The organism is Flavobacterium omnivorum (genome assembly GCF_900099915.1).
Taxonomy (GTDB): Bacteria; Bacteroidota; Bacteroidia; order Flavobacteriales; family Flavobacteriaceae; genus Flavobacterium; species Flavobacterium omnivorum.
This window is the reverse complement of sequence record NZ_FNDB01000007.1, coordinates 27,516-42,588: the sequence shown is the minus strand read 5'-3', so window position 1 is coordinate 42,588 and position 15,073 is coordinate 27,516. Positions and strand designations below refer to the sequence as shown.

At 33.7% G+C, this 15,073-nt stretch carries 17 protein-coding genes and 2 tRNA genes; 12 read left to right on the top strand and 7 right to left on the bottom strand.

The genetic code is table 11. The annotated features are described in order from the left end of the window. Window positions 1-13: 13 nt before the first annotated feature. The 5 genes from BLS90_RS08980 (at window position 14) to BLS90_RS08960 (ending at window position 3,155) form a co-directional block, all read left to right on the top strand. The gene (locus tag BLS90_RS08980; RefSeq protein WP_073352690.1) at window positions 14-601 is read left to right on the top strand and encodes a LemA family protein; all 588 of its coding nucleotides are present in this window, start codon (window positions 14-16) and stop codon (window positions 599-601) included. 145 nt (window positions 602-746) lie between these two features. Further along, the gene (locus BLS90_RS08975; protein WP_091257397.1) at window positions 747-1,184 is read left to right on the top strand and encodes a TPM domain-containing protein; all 438 of its coding nucleotides are present in this window, start codon (window positions 747-749) and stop codon (window positions 1,182-1,184) included. Further along, window positions 1,184-1,987 carry a TPM domain-containing protein gene (locus tag BLS90_RS08970; protein ID WP_091257319.1) on the top strand — a complete coding sequence of 268 codons (804 nt, stop codon included), beginning with the start codon at window positions 1,184-1,186 and terminating at the stop codon, window positions 1,985-1,987. Before BLS90_RS08975 ends, BLS90_RS08970 begins: the two co-directional genes overlap by 1 nt. Before the next feature lie 77 nt (window positions 1,988-2,064). Continuing rightward, a complete protein-coding gene (locus BLS90_RS08965) occupies window positions 2,065-2,808 on the top strand; it encodes a DUF2490 domain-containing protein (RefSeq protein ID WP_091257318.1) in 744 nt (247 codons plus the stop codon). Between the two features lie 104 nt (window positions 2,809-2,912). Continuing rightward, entirely contained in the window at window positions 2,913-3,155 is a 243-nt protein-coding gene (locus BLS90_RS08960) for a hypothetical protein (protein ID WP_091257317.1), read from the top strand. A gap of 97 nt (window positions 3,156-3,252) precedes the next feature. Here BLS90_RS08960 and BLS90_RS08955 read toward each other — a convergent pair whose 3' ends face one another. Together BLS90_RS08955 and der are read right to left on the bottom strand one after the other, a co-directional pair. Beyond that, window positions 3,253-4,044 (bottom strand): SDR family oxidoreductase, encoded by a 792-nt coding sequence (locus BLS90_RS08955; RefSeq protein ID WP_091257316.1) that lies wholly within the window; start codon window positions 4,042-4,044, stop codon window positions 3,253-3,255. 80 nt (window positions 4,045-4,124) lie between these two features. Then, window positions 4,125-5,435: a ribosome biogenesis GTPase Der gene (gene der / locus BLS90_RS08950; protein ID WP_091257315.1), complete on the bottom strand. Its 1,311-nt coding sequence runs from the start codon at window positions 5,433-5,435 to the stop codon at window positions 4,125-4,127. Window positions 5,436-5,476: 41 nt separating this feature from the next. Between der and BLS90_RS08945 the strand changes: the two genes are divergently transcribed. Continuing rightward, window positions 5,477-5,854 carry a hypothetical protein gene (locus BLS90_RS08945; RefSeq protein WP_091257314.1) on the top strand — a complete coding sequence of 126 codons (378 nt, stop codon included), beginning with the start codon at window positions 5,477-5,479 and terminating at the stop codon, window positions 5,852-5,854. A 344-nt stretch (window positions 5,855-6,198) separates the two neighbouring features. Here BLS90_RS08945 and era read toward each other — a convergent pair whose 3' ends face one another. After that, window positions 6,199-7,080 (bottom strand): GTPase Era, encoded by an 882-nt coding sequence (gene era / locus BLS90_RS08935; RefSeq protein WP_091257312.1) that lies wholly within the window; start codon window positions 7,078-7,080, stop codon window positions 6,199-6,201. A 117-nt stretch (window positions 7,081-7,197) separates the two neighbouring features. On the opposite strand from era, the gene BLS90_RS08930 reads away from it, so the two are divergent. The 3 genes from BLS90_RS08930 (at window position 7,198) to BLS90_RS08920 (ending at window position 7,809) form a co-directional block, all read left to right on the top strand. Beyond that, a tRNA-Met gene (locus tag BLS90_RS08930) sits at window positions 7,198-7,270 on the top strand. 35 nt (window positions 7,271-7,305) lie between these two features. Next, window positions 7,306-7,378: transfer RNA gene (locus BLS90_RS08925), tRNA-Met, on the top strand. A gap of 155 nt (window positions 7,379-7,533) precedes the next feature. Continuing rightward, window positions 7,534-7,809 (top strand): hypothetical protein, encoded by a 276-nt coding sequence (locus tag BLS90_RS08920; RefSeq protein WP_091257311.1) that lies wholly within the window; start codon window positions 7,534-7,536, stop codon window positions 7,807-7,809. Between the two features lie 273 nt (window positions 7,810-8,082). On the opposite strand, the gene BLS90_RS08915 is transcribed toward BLS90_RS08920, so the two are convergent. Further along, window positions 8,083-8,937: a leucine-rich repeat domain-containing protein gene (locus BLS90_RS08915; RefSeq protein WP_091257310.1), complete on the bottom strand. Its 855-nt coding sequence runs from the start codon at window positions 8,935-8,937 to the stop codon at window positions 8,083-8,085. A 177-nt stretch (window positions 8,938-9,114) separates the two neighbouring features. On the opposite strand from BLS90_RS08915, the gene BLS90_RS08910 reads away from it, so the two are divergent. Then, entirely contained in the window at window positions 9,115-9,603 is a 489-nt protein-coding gene (locus tag BLS90_RS08910; RefSeq protein WP_091257309.1) for a DUF1761 domain-containing protein, read from the top strand. 51 nt (window positions 9,604-9,654) lie between these two features. On the opposite strand, the gene BLS90_RS08905 is transcribed toward BLS90_RS08910, so the two are convergent. Further along, a complete protein-coding gene (locus BLS90_RS08905; RefSeq protein WP_073352704.1) occupies window positions 9,655-9,930 on the bottom strand; it encodes a 4a-hydroxytetrahydrobiopterin dehydratase in 276 nt (91 codons plus the stop codon). A 97-nt stretch (window positions 9,931-10,027) separates the two neighbouring features. On the opposite strand from BLS90_RS08905, the gene BLS90_RS08900 reads away from it, so the two are divergent. Continuing rightward, window positions 10,028-11,176: an 8-amino-7-oxononanoate synthase gene (locus BLS90_RS08900; protein ID WP_091257308.1), complete on the top strand. Its 1,149-nt coding sequence runs from the start codon at window positions 10,028-10,030 to the stop codon at window positions 11,174-11,176. On the opposite strand, the gene BLS90_RS08895 is transcribed toward BLS90_RS08900, so the two are convergent. Further along, window positions 11,169-12,059, bottom strand: a complete 891-nt coding sequence (locus BLS90_RS08895) for a diacylglycerol/lipid kinase family protein (RefSeq protein WP_091257307.1) — start codon at window positions 12,057-12,059, stop codon at window positions 11,169-11,171. The two genes, BLS90_RS08900 and BLS90_RS08895, sit on opposite strands and share 8 nt — an antisense overlap. A 64-nt stretch (window positions 12,060-12,123) precedes the next feature. Here BLS90_RS08895 and BLS90_RS08890 point away from each other — a divergent pair, with 64 nt between their 5' ends. Further along, entirely contained in the window at window positions 12,124-13,092 is a 969-nt protein-coding gene (locus tag BLS90_RS08890) for an App1 family protein (RefSeq protein ID WP_073352707.1), read from the top strand. A gap of 31 nt (window positions 13,093-13,123) precedes the next feature. On the opposite strand, the gene BLS90_RS08885 is transcribed toward BLS90_RS08890, so the two are convergent. After that, the gene (locus BLS90_RS08885) at window positions 13,124-15,031 is read right to left on the bottom strand and encodes an ABC transporter ATP-binding protein (protein ID WP_091257396.1); all 1,908 of its coding nucleotides are present in this window, start codon (window positions 15,029-15,031) and stop codon (window positions 13,124-13,126) included. Window positions 15,032-15,073: the final 42 nt, after the last annotated feature.

The following is a 15,073-nucleotide window of genomic DNA, read 5'->3' as shown; positions in this document are numbered from 1 at the left end:
AAATTAAGTAAACATGAGAAGATTTTTGCCTTGGATTATCGGAGCAGTTGTAATTTTTGTAATTTACAGCTGGGTTAAAGGAATTAACAATACTGCTGTAACGTTAAACCAAAATGTAGAACAATCTTGGGGTGATGTTCAAACGGCGTATCAAAGAAGAAATGACCTTATTGGGAATTTGGTAAACACAGTAAAAGGTGCGGCGGATTTTGAAAAAAGCACGTTGACAGCTGTTATCGAAGCGCGTTCTAAAGCTACTTCTGTAAAAATTGATCCTGCAAATATTACTCCGGAACAATTAGCTGAATTCAACAAAGCACAAAGTGGCGTGAGCAGTTCATTGTCTCGATTGTTAGTGACCGTTGAAGCGTATCCTGAATTAAAAGCCAACCAAAACTTCTTGAAATTACAAGATGAATTGGCAAGTACAGAAAATCAAATTCTAACGGCTAGAACGCGTTTCAACGAAGCGGTAAAACCATATAACTCTCATATCAAAACGTTTCCAAACAGCTTATTTGCTGGATTATTCGGATTCAAAGAGAAAGCATATTTCAATGCTGTTGAAGGTGCAGATAAACCAGTTGAAGTAAAATTCTAAAGTTAGATTATTAGACTTCTTAGATTTTTAGAAGTTAAATCAAATTTAAATTGAGGAAACAATCTTTAAAAATTAACGATTTTTGATTGCAGATTTAATAATTCTGAAATCAAAAATCGTTAATCTTAACTCAAAAATTTATCCCATGTCAAAAGTAGAAGATTTGTTAACCAAAGAAGATGAACAAGAAATTGTTGAAGCTATTCGCATGGCTGAAAAAAACACTTCTGGCGAGATTAGAGTTCACATAGAGAAAACAACTTCCATGGATGCGTATGATCGCGCTTTGGAAGTTTTTCATGAATTGAAAATGGATGAAACCGAGCTGCAAAATGGTGTCTTGATCTATCTAGCAGTCGAAGATCACCATTTTGTAATTTGCGGAGACAAAGGAATTAATGATGTTGTACCAAATGATTTTTGGAATTGCACCCGAGACATTATGGTGGCGGAGTTCAAAAAAGGTGATTTCAAGCAAGGTCTTATTGATGGAATTGCCAGAGCAGGGGAACAATTGCAACACTATTTTCCTTGGCTAGAAGGCGACACAAACGAATTATCAAACGAAATATCTAAAGGATAATGCTATTACAAAAAAAGAGTACTCTAATTGCACTAAAGCTTTTTGTCTGTTTATTATTCACACAAATTGGCTTTGCGCAATTTACCATTCCTGAAAAACCAACTCTTCAAACTTCAGTTTATGATTATGCGAATGTGCTCAGCGCAACAGAAAAAGCACAATTAGAAGAAAAACTGATTAAATATTCTGATTCTACCACTACTCAAATTGTAGTCATTACGATTGAAAGCCTTCAAAACGAAGATGTGAGTCAACTGGCAACCAAATGGGGACAAACGTGGGGAATTGGCGGGACGGAGAAAGACGATAATGGTGTTATTGTTTTATTGGCTAAATCTGAAAAAAAAATAGCAATCAATCCCGGTTATGGATTAGAAGATCGACTAACTGCTGGAATTGGCGGAGAAATAATTCGCAATATTATTATTCCTGAATTTAAAGCCGGAAGTTTTTACAACGGATTAGATAAAGGAACAGACGCACTTATTGATGTTTTTAAAGGGAAATACAAAGGAGAACGTGTTAAAAAAACCAAAGATACAGGATTCCCATTTTTACCCTTAATCGTTATTGTAATCATTATACTGGTACTTATTTCAAGAAACAAAGGCGGTGGAGGCAATTCTGGAAACAGAGGCGGTGGCATTGGGCCTAGTTTATTGGATGTTATTATACTCAGCAGCCTTGGAAGAAACAGCGGTGGCGGTGGATTCGGTGGCGGTTCCTCTGGTGGTGGAGGCGGTTTCGGCGGTGGATTTGGAGGCGGAGGTTTCTCTGGTGGCGGATCTAGCGGAGGCTGGTAACAAATTGATTTTAAAAATATTAATACCCTATCAAAACGATAGGGTATTTTTTTTATATTTGGTGAAAATTAAAAAAAATGAAGTTATATTATTTGCTCCCATTGATTCTATTGACAAATGGAACAGCAATTGCTCAATCAGAGAAAAAGATAGATCATCAAAGCATTCTTTGGACGCGCTATTACAATCAATTGTTACTAAGCGAAAAATGGTCTTTGCATTCTGAATTTGACAACCGACTTTTTCTAAAACCAGTGCAAGAAAACTTATATGTCATCCGAATTCAAGGTCGCTATAAAATCAATGCACATTTAGAGACAGGCGCTGGCTTTGCTTATTTCTCTGTTGATACACAAATCCCTGAAATCAATCCTGATTTCAATACACCAGAATATAGAGGACAACAGGATCTTACGTGGAAAGAAACTTTTGGGAAATTTGGGATTAACCAGCGTTTTCAATTAGAGGAGCGATTCATTCATAATGCAAACAAAGAAATACTACTGCCAGGAACCATATTTTCATGGCGCTTCAGGTACCGCTTTCAAACAGAATATACTTTTTGGAAAAAAGAAAAACAGTTATTAAAAGCCGTACTATCCGATGAGATAATGTTCAATTTTGGAAAAAATATAATTAAAAATACATTTGATCAAAATAGAATTTACGCTGCCATACATTATGGCCTCAATAGTAATGTAGCATTTGAACTCGGGTACCTAAACAGTTTCCAAAGAAGAAGCAATGGAATTGATTATTTCAATAGAGACATTATCCGCTTCAGCATTTTTCATAAAATTAAAATCTCAAAAAAGATATAAAGAGCATTTATAATTACAACCGACAACTATTTTAAATATTGATTATCAATACATTAACTTAATATTTGCAATTTCTGGCGTAACTTTAATAAAAAGATATAGCCATGAAAAATTTTGCAATTAAACTCGTGTGGTTCACTACCATTTATGTTTTTGTTTTTGCCGGTTTATGTCAAACTAATGTTGCTTTACCGGTAATAATGACGCTATATTGTGTTGGCATACCATTAATCCTCTTTATGGTTTACGCCGTGCTAACTGATGATTATACAACTACAAAAACATTTAAAGATTGGTACGGCGACCATCCAATGGAAACATTGGAAGAAGAAAGAGAAGAAAGCTAATCATTCGAATCTATTTTAACTCAAAAAATCCCGATTGCTCGGGATTTTCTATTTATATAAATTTCTGATTTAAATTTTCATCAGCTACTATTGAAATTTATCTTACTTTGCTTTTTAAAACAAAATGATGCAGCCATTTTGGAAAAAATCGTTTCAAATAAGCGCCTAGAACTTCTTTACCGCCAATATAGACTTCAAATTTTTCAGACTCAACTGCTTTCACAAATTTTTTGGTAAAAACACTTGTTGGCATTCCATTTTGAGTTGCCGTGTCATCTATATTTTGTTTAGATCCATCTGCCGTCAAGGCATTTTTAGCCACATTCGTTTGAATAAATCCAGGACAGACAAGCGTCACACTTATATTGTCTTTTTGATGTTCCATTCTTAAAACATCAAAAAAACCATGTAAGGCATGTTTTGCCCCGCAATATCCAGAACGGTATGGCGACCCAAATTTCCCCATCAGACTGGTTACAGTAACAAAATGTCCTTCCTTATTTTTGATAAAATGAGGCAATAAAGCTTTTGTCAATGCAACCGTACCAAGATAATCTACCTCCATGAGTTTTTTATCCACCTCAAAATCGGTTTCCACAATCAGTGAGCGTTGGCTAACGCCTCCATTATTGATAAGCACATCCACTTTTCCAAAGGCAGCAATAGCTTTTTCTGCATTATTTTTAGCGTTGTCAAAATCAACCAGATCAAAAGGCAAAATCACAACTTCTGTGTTTGAACACTTCGATTTTACAGTTTCTAAAGCTTCCGCATTTCGAGCCGAAAGAATCAATTTACAATTTTTAGCGGCTAATTCATAGGCCAGAGCCTCTCCTATTCCGCTGGAAGCGCCTGTAATCCAAACTACTTTGCCATTTATTGCATTCATATTTTTTCCTAAAAATAAAAAAAGTTTACCGAGCTTTTACAAACTCAATAAACTTTCTAGTATAATTATAGAAATAAAGACTATTTCTCTCTGATATAAATATCAATTGGCACTCCTGAAAAGTCCCAGTTTTCTCTAATTTTATTTTCCAGATAACGTTTGTAAGGTTCTTTTACATATTGTGGCATATTAGCAAAAAACACAAATTGTGGTGTTGGAGTTGGCAACTGCATGCAATATTTAATTTTCACATACTTCCCCTTTGTTGCTGGCGGCGGATAAGCTTCAATCACTTTCAACATAAACTCATTGAATTTTGAAGTCGCAATGCGTTGTTGTCTGTTTTCAAAAACTTTTACCGTTGCTTCTAATGCTTTCAACAAACGTTGTTTTGTTAAAGCAGAAACAAAAAGAATAGGCACATCCATAAATGGCATTAATTCTTCTCTAATTTTCTCCTCATAATCACGGGTTGACATCGTTTCTTTTTCGACTAAATCCCATTTGTTTACTAAGATTACAACTCCTTTACGGTTTTTCTCAGCCAACCAAAAAATACTTTGATCCTGGCCTTCAAATCCACGTGTGGCATCAATAATCAAGATACAAATATCAGCATGTTCAATGGCACGAACGGAACGCATTACCGAGTAAAACTCTAAATCTTCCTTCACTTTTGCTTTACGACGGATTCCCGCAGTATCCACTAAGTTGAATTCGAAACCAAAACGGTCAAATTTTGTATCTATAGAATCACGAGTTGTTCCCGCAATATCAGTAACTATATATCTGTCTTTACCAATTAAAGCATTGATAAAACTTGATTTTCCAGCATTAGGACGACCAACCACTGCAAAACGAGGCAATACCACTTCTTCCTGCGTTGGCTCTGGTTTTATAGGGAAAGCATCAATCAATGCATCCAATAAATCACCTGTTCCACTTCCAGAAATACTGGCAAAAGTATAATATTCTCCTAAACCAAGGTTGTAAAACTCAATTGCATCTTTCTCACGCATCGCATTATCCACCTTATTTACAGCAAGTAAAACTGGCTTTGTCACTTTACGCAACAATCTCGCAACGGCATCATCCATTGGAGTAATCCCCTCTTCTACATCAACCACAAAAATAATTACATCAGCTTCATCAATGGCCAGTTCTACTTGTTTTCGAATTTCTGCTTCAAAAACATCATCAGAACCACGCACATATCCGCCGGTATCAATTACAGAAAACTCTTTTCCGTTCCACTCGCTTTTACCATAGTTTCTATCACGGGTCACCCCCGATACTGAATCTACAATAGCTTCTCTTCTTTGTATCAGCCTATTAAAAAGGGTTGATTTCCCTACATTAGGTCTTCCTACTATCGCAACAATGTTATTCATAATATAAATTCAAATATTTTGCAAAGGTAGTGTTTAAAACCATGATTATCAATTTTTTTGATATATTAGCAAGACCTTATCTTTTTAATACTAACAAGTTTACTACTATGGATGCTAATAATGAGCTCAGACTTCGCTTACGATTTTACAAAGATGTTCCGCAAAACATAGATGCTTTGCGTGTTAAATTTGCCAATTACACGCAAATCAAGTCCAAGGATTACTTCGTTAAAATTCGTGGTTATCACATTTGGTTAAACATAAAAGGACCTAAAAAAGCGTATTGGTTGCCTCATTTGCACATAGAAATGGAATCAAAAGCCAAAATGAAACGCACATTAGAGCACTATTTGGACCTGATCCAACCTTATGGACACTTTTTATGCTCTTCCATTTTATTATTGCAGGAATATTTTTGATTTTTTCGGGAATTGCTTATTCTGATTATATCTTGAAAAATCCCGTATCATTCGAACCAGTCGTTATGAGATTAATGGTTTTCGCGTGGTTTTTGCTCTATATTGTAGCCAAACAAATCAGAAGTAACGGTCACAACCAAATGAATGATTTGGAAAGTTTATTTTTGGAGATTATAGCATCTTAGTTTTTATTTGGAGCAATTCCAGCTCTCCGCTATATCTTTTGTTCAGTCCCGAAGTTTCGGGACTGAACAAAAGGATGCCGCTGCTATCTGGGCTAAAAAAAAAAATCAATATCAGAAATTGAATTCTAATATTGATTTAAAAAAAAAGATCCGAAAAAATTACTGATTGTATCCAAAACGCTTTAACATATTAACGTTACTTCGCCAATTTTTATTTACTTTCACTACCAATTCGATATGAATTTGTTTTCCAAAAAACTTCTCTAAATCGACACGGGCTTCCATTCCTACTTTTTTCAAAGCAGCACCTTTATGCCCTATTATAATTCCTTTTTGAGTTTCGCGTTCCACCATAATCAAAGAACGGATTCTAATGATATTTTCATCTTCAAAAAACTCTTCGGTTACAATTTCTACTGCGTATGGGATTTCTTTGCTGTAATTCAACAATATTTTCTCGCGGATAGTTTCATTTACAAAGAAACGTTCCGGTTTGTCTGTCAATTGATCTTTTGGATAATACGCAGGAGATTCCGGCAACAATTCAATTATTCGTCCAAAAACTTCCGGCACATTAAAATTTTGTAAAGCTGATATTGGAAAAATTTCGGCATTGGGAACTTTCGCAGTCCAAAAAGCCACTTGCTCTTCGAGCTGTTCTTGGTTAGAATTATCTATTTTATTCAATAAAAGAAGAACTGGAATTGTAGCGTGAATGATTTTATTAAAAAATGCTTCGTCTTTCAAATCTTGTTCACCAATTTCTACCATATAAATTAAGATGTCAGCATCTTCAAAAGCCGACTTTACAAAATTCATCATCGATGCCTGCATTTCGTAGGCTGGCTTAATGATTCCGGGTGTATCCGATAAGATCAATTGAAAATCTTCCCCATTTACAATTCCTAGAATTCTATGACGTGTTGTTTGTGCTTTTGATGTGATTATTGATAATCTTTCTCCAACAAAGGCATTCATTAATGTTGATTTCCCAACGTTCGGATTTCCGATGATGTTTACAAAACCTGCTTTATGTGACATTTCTATTATAATTTATTTTGCAAAGGTAGACATATCAAGTCAATAGATGAAATAAAACATTTTTTAAAATTTTTATTGGAAATACGGAAATTCGTTGTACATTTGCACCCGAAACAACGCGGGATAGAGCAGTAGGCAGCTCGTCGGGCTCATAACCCGAAGGTCACAGGTTCGAGTCCTGTTCCCGCTACTAAGGTAGCCTTATTGAGATTACAAAACGCACATCGCGGGATAGAGCAGTAGGCAGCTCGTCGGGCTCATAACCCGAAGGTCACAGGTTCGAGTCCTGTTCCCGCTACTAAAAAGCTTCAGAGAAATCTGGAGCTTTTTTCATTTAAAACCTTCGATAAATTTGTTTTTTTTTAGAATTTGTAAAATCTTTTAAACTCAAATAATGAAGAAAACGTTTTACATTTAAAAGCCAAAACGTTATCAATACTACCTTTTGGAATTATGTCTACGATCTCTTGGCAACTATTAGGAATTCTTTTAGCACATAATGGAATTCGAAATAACCTTCTGATTTATATTCTAGCTTTTACAATTTCTATGCTTTCTGCAATTATTTTATTTAGATTGTTTTCCGGCACACTACTTCTAGAACTTCGGAATGAGACAATAAAAATGGACTGGATAAAGAAACCTATTTATAGTTCGATTAAGTCTCAAACGATTAATTTGAATGATGTTAATCATTGGATACATCAAGAAGGAAAAGGTATCGACTGACTCAAAATTTATCTAAAGAACAATAAAAAAATATGCATTGAATTGGAAAACCTTTCAAATTCAACTAAGAATCATGAGATGGTAAAACAGTTGAAAAACTTCCTGATAGCTAAAGAAATAAAAAAAGCTATTATTCATTAGTATTCTTTTAAAAATAAAAAAAACCTATACGACAAGTCATACAGGTTTTTAACCAACTAAGTTTATTATAATTAAATATCCGAAACCAACTAAAATCTTTATTTGAAAAATAGTATCTAATGTAATTCTAAATTAATCCTCTGAAACAATAGCTGAATTTCTATTAGTTGTTACATCTAACAAAACTGTAAGTCCTTGCTCATTAAGCATAGTCATATTTAACGTATCTAAAACAGCTAAGTCTTTAGAAACCGAACCATTGAAATTATTATAGGAAATATTCATTTCTTTTAGGTTGTCCAAGTTTTCTAATTCAAATGGAACCTGACCAATCATTTTATTGTCAAACAAACTAAGATTTTCAAGAGCCGTCATATTCTCTACATCTCTGCTTAATTCACCTACAAGTTTGTTACTATTTAATAATAACGTTTTTATTGTTTTAATATCATAAAGAGAATTTGGAATTTCACCCACAATTTCATTATTGAATAATGATAATATTTCCAATTGGCTTAACGCTCCAATTTGTACTGGTAATTCGCCTGAAAGTGCATTCATATACAATTCTAAATCTTTCAAATTTGACATTTCGCAAACAGAAGAAGGAATTGAACCTGTTAATTTATTAAACGAAAGATTCAATACTTTCATATCTTTTAGTTTTCCAATAGCAGATGGTATTGTTCCTGATATTTGATTTTTGTGTAAATCCAATTCTTGAAGACTAACCAAGTTAACAATATCAGTTGGAATCTCTCCTACTAGATTATTATCGGCTAAATGCACTGCTATTACTTTTTCATCTTGTACTTTAATACCATGCCAAGTAGAAACCGGAGCTGATAAATCCCACCGCACTTTCCATTGTTTACCATTTGTTGACTGATATAATTTCACCAACGCATCTTTCTCTGATTGAGATACATTTGCAAGCATTGAAAATGAAAACAAAAGCGTTAAAAATAGATTAGATATTTTTTTCATAACAAGGTATTTTTCTTTTACACAACTAAAACTACACACATTATAGCTAATCAGCAAATAAAATCGATGAACTACATAATATTATTTTTTGTAATCAGTAATAACTTACAATTAATCTCTTTTTGATGGTAAGTAATATTTCATTAAATTTGGTATACTAACCTTAATCTCAAATTTATGGAAATCAATTTCTTAGCACTATTTGTTGCGGCGTTATCTACTCTTGGTATTGGATTTGTTTGGTACCACCCAAAAGTTTTTGGAACAATTTGGATGAAAGAATCTGGACTGACAGAAGAAAAACTAAAAGGAGGAAATATGCTTTTAATATTTGGAACTTCATTGCTATATGCTTTTTTCATCAGCTTCGTACTTCAAATGGTCACCATACATCAATTTGGAGCAATAGGTATGATTGGCGGAGATCCCACTATTGCAAAACCTTCTTATGAAGCTTTCATGACTGACTATGGAAATGCTTTCAGAACATTTAAGCATGGAGCTTTACACGGCTTTATGACTGGACTCTTTTTTGCTCTACCAATTATAGGAACGAATGCTCTATACGAAAGAAGAAGTTTCAAATATACCCTTGTAACTGGTGGATTTTGGATTATTTGCCTTACAATTATGGGAGGAATTATTTGTGGATGGAAATTATCTTAACTTTTAAATTAAATTTCGCCTTCAAATTCAAAAGGCGAAATTTATTTTTATTTAAATCTTTTCTATAGCCTGCGCCAAATCAATATCCTTATCCGTGACTCCACCAGCATCATGAGTGGTCAATCGAATAGTCACCTTATTATAGACATTAAATAATTCCGGATGGTGGCTTCTTTTCTCTGCCATCACTCCTACTTGCACGATGAAACCCAAAGCTTGAGTAAAATCAGCAAATTTAAATTTTTTCTCAATTCCGCTATTGTTAAATGTCCAGCCTTTTAGCTCTTCCAAATGGGTTTGAATGGATTCCTCTGAATAGGTTTTCATAATTTACTTATTTTATCACATAAAGTTACTTAATTTCTAGACAATCAATGATACTTTAACTTTATTAACTAATTTTGGAAAAACATTTCTACTCAATTTGAACACCGATTATTCCTTTAAAATTTATACTTCAACTGCGCAACTTCCTTTAAATTGGGATGATGTAGCAATTTCAACTATATTTTTATCCAAAAAATACTTAGAGGTTTTAGAAAATTCGTCTCCCGAAAACATGATTTGTCATTTTATTGGCATTTTTGAAAATGATACTTTAGTTGGCATTTCCCTTTCTCAATTTCTAAATTTGAATAAATTAGCATCTTTTGGAGAAAGAGACCAATGTATAAAAACTGCCGTCCGCAATATTGTTTTTAGAAATTTCGGATCACAAGTTTTGGTCCTTGGAAACAACATGCTAACAGGACAAAATTGCTATGCTTTATCCGATTCTATAGATAAGAAAAAAGCGATGAAAGCCTTATATTTAGCTACAACGGAATTAAAAAAAATATTTAAATCTAAAGGTGTAACTATTCATATTACGACCTACAAAGATTTTAGTGAGGAAGAAATCAAAAACTTCACCATTCCAGAATTCGAAAATGATTATCAATTTTCGACACAACCCAACATGATTTTTTCCATAAATGAAAATTGGAAATCAGAGCATGATTACACTGATTCTCTTTCAAAAAAATACAGAGATCAGTATAAAAGAGCGCGTAAAAGGGCAACTGACATACAGAAACGAAAATTAAATCTTGAAGACATTATTTCACTGGAAGACACCATTTATGAACTGTATTTTCATGTTGCTAAAAATGCACCTTTTAATACTTTTTTTCTGCCAAAAAACCATTTTAGAATTTTTAAAGAAATTTTTAAAGACAAATTCCTTTTTTATGGTTATTTCATTGGCGAAAAACTAATTGGCTTCAATACTTTAATAAAAAATGGAGCAATCATGGATACGTATTTTCTTGGCTATGACGACAGCATTCAGCGAGAAAAGATGCTTTATTTAAACATGTTATATGATATGATTGCTTACTCCATAAACAAAGGCTTCAAGGAAATAGTTTTTGCTAGAACAGCTTTGGAAATAAAAAGTTCTGTTGGTGCTAAACCCCTAAAAATGTTCGGACTTATAGCGCACAACAATAGATTGGTAAATCCTTACATGTCAAAAATATTCAATTATCTAGAACCCGAAAGTATTTGGCAAGAACGAAATCCGTTTAAATAATTTGAATTGGAGGATTAGGAATCGCCACTTTCATTTGTTTGGGTAGAATTTCAATAACTAGCTTGGTTTCTGTTCCGCAATATTCTCCATCGATCTGAAAACTAACCGGAATGTTTGTTGTTATAAAGGCTTTATCAGTCGAAATAATCTCTACATCATTTACATCGATTGGCATATTACCGGTTATGATTTTGCCTAGTACCACCAAATCCATATTTTTCAAAATAACCAATTCAAATTTTCCATCATCCATTATACCATTTGGATTTATGGAAACCCCAGTGCCATATTTTTGAGAATTAGCGATTACAATCATTCTCGCCTCACATTCTATCGTAGGAAAATCACCAGTAATGGTCGCGATAAATGGATCTTCTAAATCAATCAAAGTATTTACTGTTTGCAATGCGTACCCCCATTTTCCACGAATACTGCTGTTTTCATAGTTCTTAATCATTTCTGCATTGATTCCCAAATCGCTTAAATGAATGCTTTTTTTTCCGTTAATGGAAACCATGTCAATTTCCATATAATCATTTTGAAAAGCAATTCCCAAATTTTCTGAAATCCCAGAGGGCAAATTTAAATCTACAGCTAAACCATTGGCGGAACCGGCTGGCAAAATACCAATGATCACATCAAGAGTTTCCATGGCTTCCGCCACCATTTTTATTGTGCCGTCACCTCCCGCAACAATAATTCGCTTTGGCGCGTAGGTTGCATAAAGCGCTTTTATATTATCACTGTCTGAAACTCCGGATGTATTATAAATCACTAGATTCAAATTTTCCTTTTCCGCAAAAAAAGCGACCTCATCGATAAGATCAGACTTATCAACGTCTCCCGAAATGGGATTAACAACTAGGATTACGTTATTTTTCAAATTTTATTCTGTTTTATTGATTTAAAACCGTTAAATTCATCTTTTATCAAAAGTACTACAATATATGAAACCAATTTTAAAATTATATCGAGGTTATGCTAATGAACAAGAATTAATTGTCATGGGACATGTGTTCAAGCCCACATCGATTGAGGAGTATAATTTTCAAAAAAAGAATCTAAAAAACGCTACTTCTGTTATCAAAATGTTCCAAATAAAAACTCAAGCTAATGCTGATGTCTATCTAAAACACAACAATTCCAAAATTCATACCAAAACATTAGCGGATGGTTATTTCAAATTTTGTGTGCCTTTAGATCAAGACAAAAACTACGGCTGGATTGATTATGAAGTTAGTATTGTTTATAAAAATGGAACCATTACTACGAAGGATAGTTACATTAGGCCACACAAAGGAAATTTAGGAATTATATCTGATATAGATGATACTTTTTTAGTGTCACATACGCTAAATCCATTAAAAAAATTATATGTGCTGTTGTTTAAAAATGTAAATAAGAGAAAAATCTATGAAGACGTTGTCACCCATTATCAAGCTCTAAGTACCGCAGGAAGAGACAATAAAGAGGAGTTTAATGCTTTTTTTTATGTTTCCAGCAGTGAATGGAATTTATATCGTTTTATTACAAAATTCACCGAAATTCATAAACTTCCAAAAGCTGTTTTATTGCTAAAAGATATTAAAACGAGTCTAACCGATTTCTTCATGACTGGCAGAGGAAACCACAATCATAAATTTGATAAAATAAAACATATTTTAGAATTTTACCCCAATCTAGAATATGTACTTCTTGGGGATGATTCGCAACATGATCCTTTTCTATATGAAGCAATTTGCAAGATTTTCCCCGTAACAGTAAAAGCGGTTTACATACGGCAAACTGGCTCCACTAAAAAAGAAAAAATAATGACTGTTATGAAAAATTTAGAGACATTAAATGTTTCAATTTGTTATTTTAAAAATAGTAGTGAGGCCATCGCACATTCCCAATCAATAGGAATTATTACATAAAAAAAGAGCTCCATTACGGAACTCTTTGTTATTATAAATGATCGATTTCTTCTTGAACAAGCTCCCAATCCAGCAGGAGTTTGTCTAATTCTGCTTTTTTCTTATTGTAGGCTGTAAAAAATTTTGCGTCTTCAACATGCTTGTCATAATTTGAAGCCAACATTTTATCGTCCTGCTGTATGTCTTTTTCTAATTGCTTAATTTGGCTCTCCACTTTGCTTAGTTTGTTTTGCAATGCTTTGCCTTTTTTCTGATCTTCATAGGAAGCCTTATTACTTTCTTTAGGTGCGGCAGCTTTTTCAGCATCTTTCTTCTCCACTTCGCGCATGTTTTCCATATTGCGTTGTTCTAAGAAATAGTTGATATCGCCTAAATATTCTTTGATTTTTTGGTCTTTAAATTCATATACCAAATTTGACATTCCTTGCAAGAAATCCCTATCATGTGAAACCAGCAATAAAGTCCCACCAAATTTTTGTAGTGCCGCTTTCAAAACATTTTTTGATTTAATGTCTAAGTGATTTGTAGGCTCATCCATCAACAACACGTTAATAGGTTGTAATAATAATTTACACAACGCTAAGCGATTTCTTTCGCCTCCTGAAAGCACTTTTACTTTTTTATCTACATCATCCCCTCTAAACAAAAAAGAACCCAGCATATCACGTACCTTCATTCGGTTTGTATCTGCTGCCGCGTCCTCCATAGTTTGTAATAAAGTAATTTCACCATCCAAATATTCGGCTTGATTCTGAGCAAAATAGCCTAGTTGTACATTGTGACCTAATTTAATGTTTCCTTGATACTCAAATTCATCAACTATAGCTTTAATAAAGGTAGATTTTCCTTGTCCGTTTTGTCCAACAAATGCAATCTTGCTGCCTCGCTCTACTAACAAGTTAATATCTTTCAAAATCGTAACAGCACCGTAGCTTTTAGTTACATGCTCCGCTTCAATAACAACTCTTCCCGGCTCTTTAGAAACAGGAAAAGAAATATTCATCACTGAGTTATCATCTTCATCGACTTCGATACGTTCTACTTTATCTAGTTTTTTAATTAAAGATTGAGCCATCGAAGCTTTAGAAGCTTTGGCACGAAATTTTTCAATTAATTTCTCCGTCTCTTCAATTTTTTTGGCTTGATTTTTTTGCGTTGCCAATTGTTTTTCACGGATTTCATGACGTAATTCTAGATATTGAGAATAGGGTTTATTAAAATCATAGGCTTTTCCCAGCGAAATTTCAATGGTCCTGTTGGTTACATTATCCAAAAACATTTTATCGTGAGATACGATAACCACCACACCTGGATAAATACGCAAAAAACTTTCTAACCATATAATACTTTCTATATCCAAGTGATTCGTTGGCTCATCCAGTAATAAAACATCATTGGCTTGCAACAATAATTTGGCTAATTCGATCCGCATTCTCCAACCACCAGAAAATGTTTCCGTTTGATTGTCAAACACTTCTCTTTTAAAACCCAATCCCAGAAGAATTTTCTCCGTATCACCTACATAATTATACCCTCCCAATAACTCAAATCGATGGGTATAATCTGATAAATCCTCTATAATTTGACTGTATTCATCACTTTCATAATCAGTGCGGGTTACTAACAAATGATTAATCTCCTCCAGCTTTTTTTCTACAATTTTTATTTCCGTAAAAGCTTCATAGGCTTCTTCAAGAACTGTCCTACCTTGTTCAAAATCAATGTCCTGACGCAGAAATCCCATACGGATATCTTTCTCTTGAGAAATAACCCCTGAATCAGGAGCAAAATCTCTAGCCAACATTTTAAGCATAGTAGATTTTCCGGCTCCATTTTTCCCAACAAGACCAACTCTGTCTCCGGCACCCAATCGAAAGGTAACTTCTTCAAACAAATAAGTACCACCAAAAGAAACAGATAAATTGTGTATATTAAGCATGTATTGTGATTTTATTCCTTTTCGAATGCGTAAATTTGTAAC

Coding starts and splice junctions, on each gene's coding strand:
- BLS90_RS08975 (WP_091257397.1), top strand. CDS start 747: ATGTCAAAAGTAGAAGATTTGTTAACCAAAGAAGATGAACAAGAAATT.
- BLS90_RS08955 (WP_091257316.1), bottom strand. CDS start 4,044: ATGAATGCAATAAATGGCAAAGTAGTTTGGATTACAGGCGCTTCCAGC.
- BLS90_RS08890 (WP_073352707.1), top strand. CDS start 12,124: ATGAAACCAATTTTAAAATTATATCGAGGTTATGCTAATGAACAAGAA.
- BLS90_RS08885 (WP_091257396.1), bottom strand. CDS start 15,031: ATGCTTAATATACACAATTTATCTGTTTCTTTTGGTGGTACTTATTTG.
- BLS90_RS08980 (WP_073352690.1), top strand. CDS start 14: ATGAGAAGATTTTTGCCTTGGATTATCGGAGCAGTTGTAATTTTTGTA.
- der (WP_091257315.1), bottom strand. CDS start 5,435: ATGAATAACATTGTTGCGATAGTAGGAAGACCTAATGTAGGGAAATCA.
- BLS90_RS08905 (WP_073352704.1), bottom strand. CDS start 9,930: ATGAAAACCTATTCAGAGGAATCCATTCAAACCCATTTGGAAGAGCTA.
- BLS90_RS08920 (WP_091257311.1), top strand. CDS start 7,534: ATGTCTACGATCTCTTGGCAACTATTAGGAATTCTTTTAGCACATAAT.
- BLS90_RS08945 (WP_091257314.1), top strand. CDS start 5,477: ATGATTATCAATTTTTTTGATATATTAGCAAGACCTTATCTTTTTAAT.
- era (WP_091257312.1), bottom strand. CDS start 7,080: ATGTCACATAAAGCAGGTTTTGTAAACATCATCGGAAATCCGAACGTT.
- BLS90_RS08960 (WP_091257317.1), top strand. CDS start 2,913: ATGAAAAATTTTGCAATTAAACTCGTGTGGTTCACTACCATTTATGTT.
- BLS90_RS08965 (WP_091257318.1), top strand. CDS start 2,065: ATGAAGTTATATTATTTGCTCCCATTGATTCTATTGACAAATGGAACA.
- BLS90_RS08915 (WP_091257310.1), bottom strand. CDS start 8,937: ATGAAAAAAATATCTAATCTATTTTTAACGCTTTTGTTTTCATTTTCA.
- BLS90_RS08970 (WP_091257319.1), top strand. CDS start 1,184: ATGCTATTACAAAAAAAGAGTACTCTAATTGCACTAAAGCTTTTTGTC.
- BLS90_RS08910 (WP_091257309.1), top strand. CDS start 9,115: ATGGAAATCAATTTCTTAGCACTATTTGTTGCGGCGTTATCTACTCTT.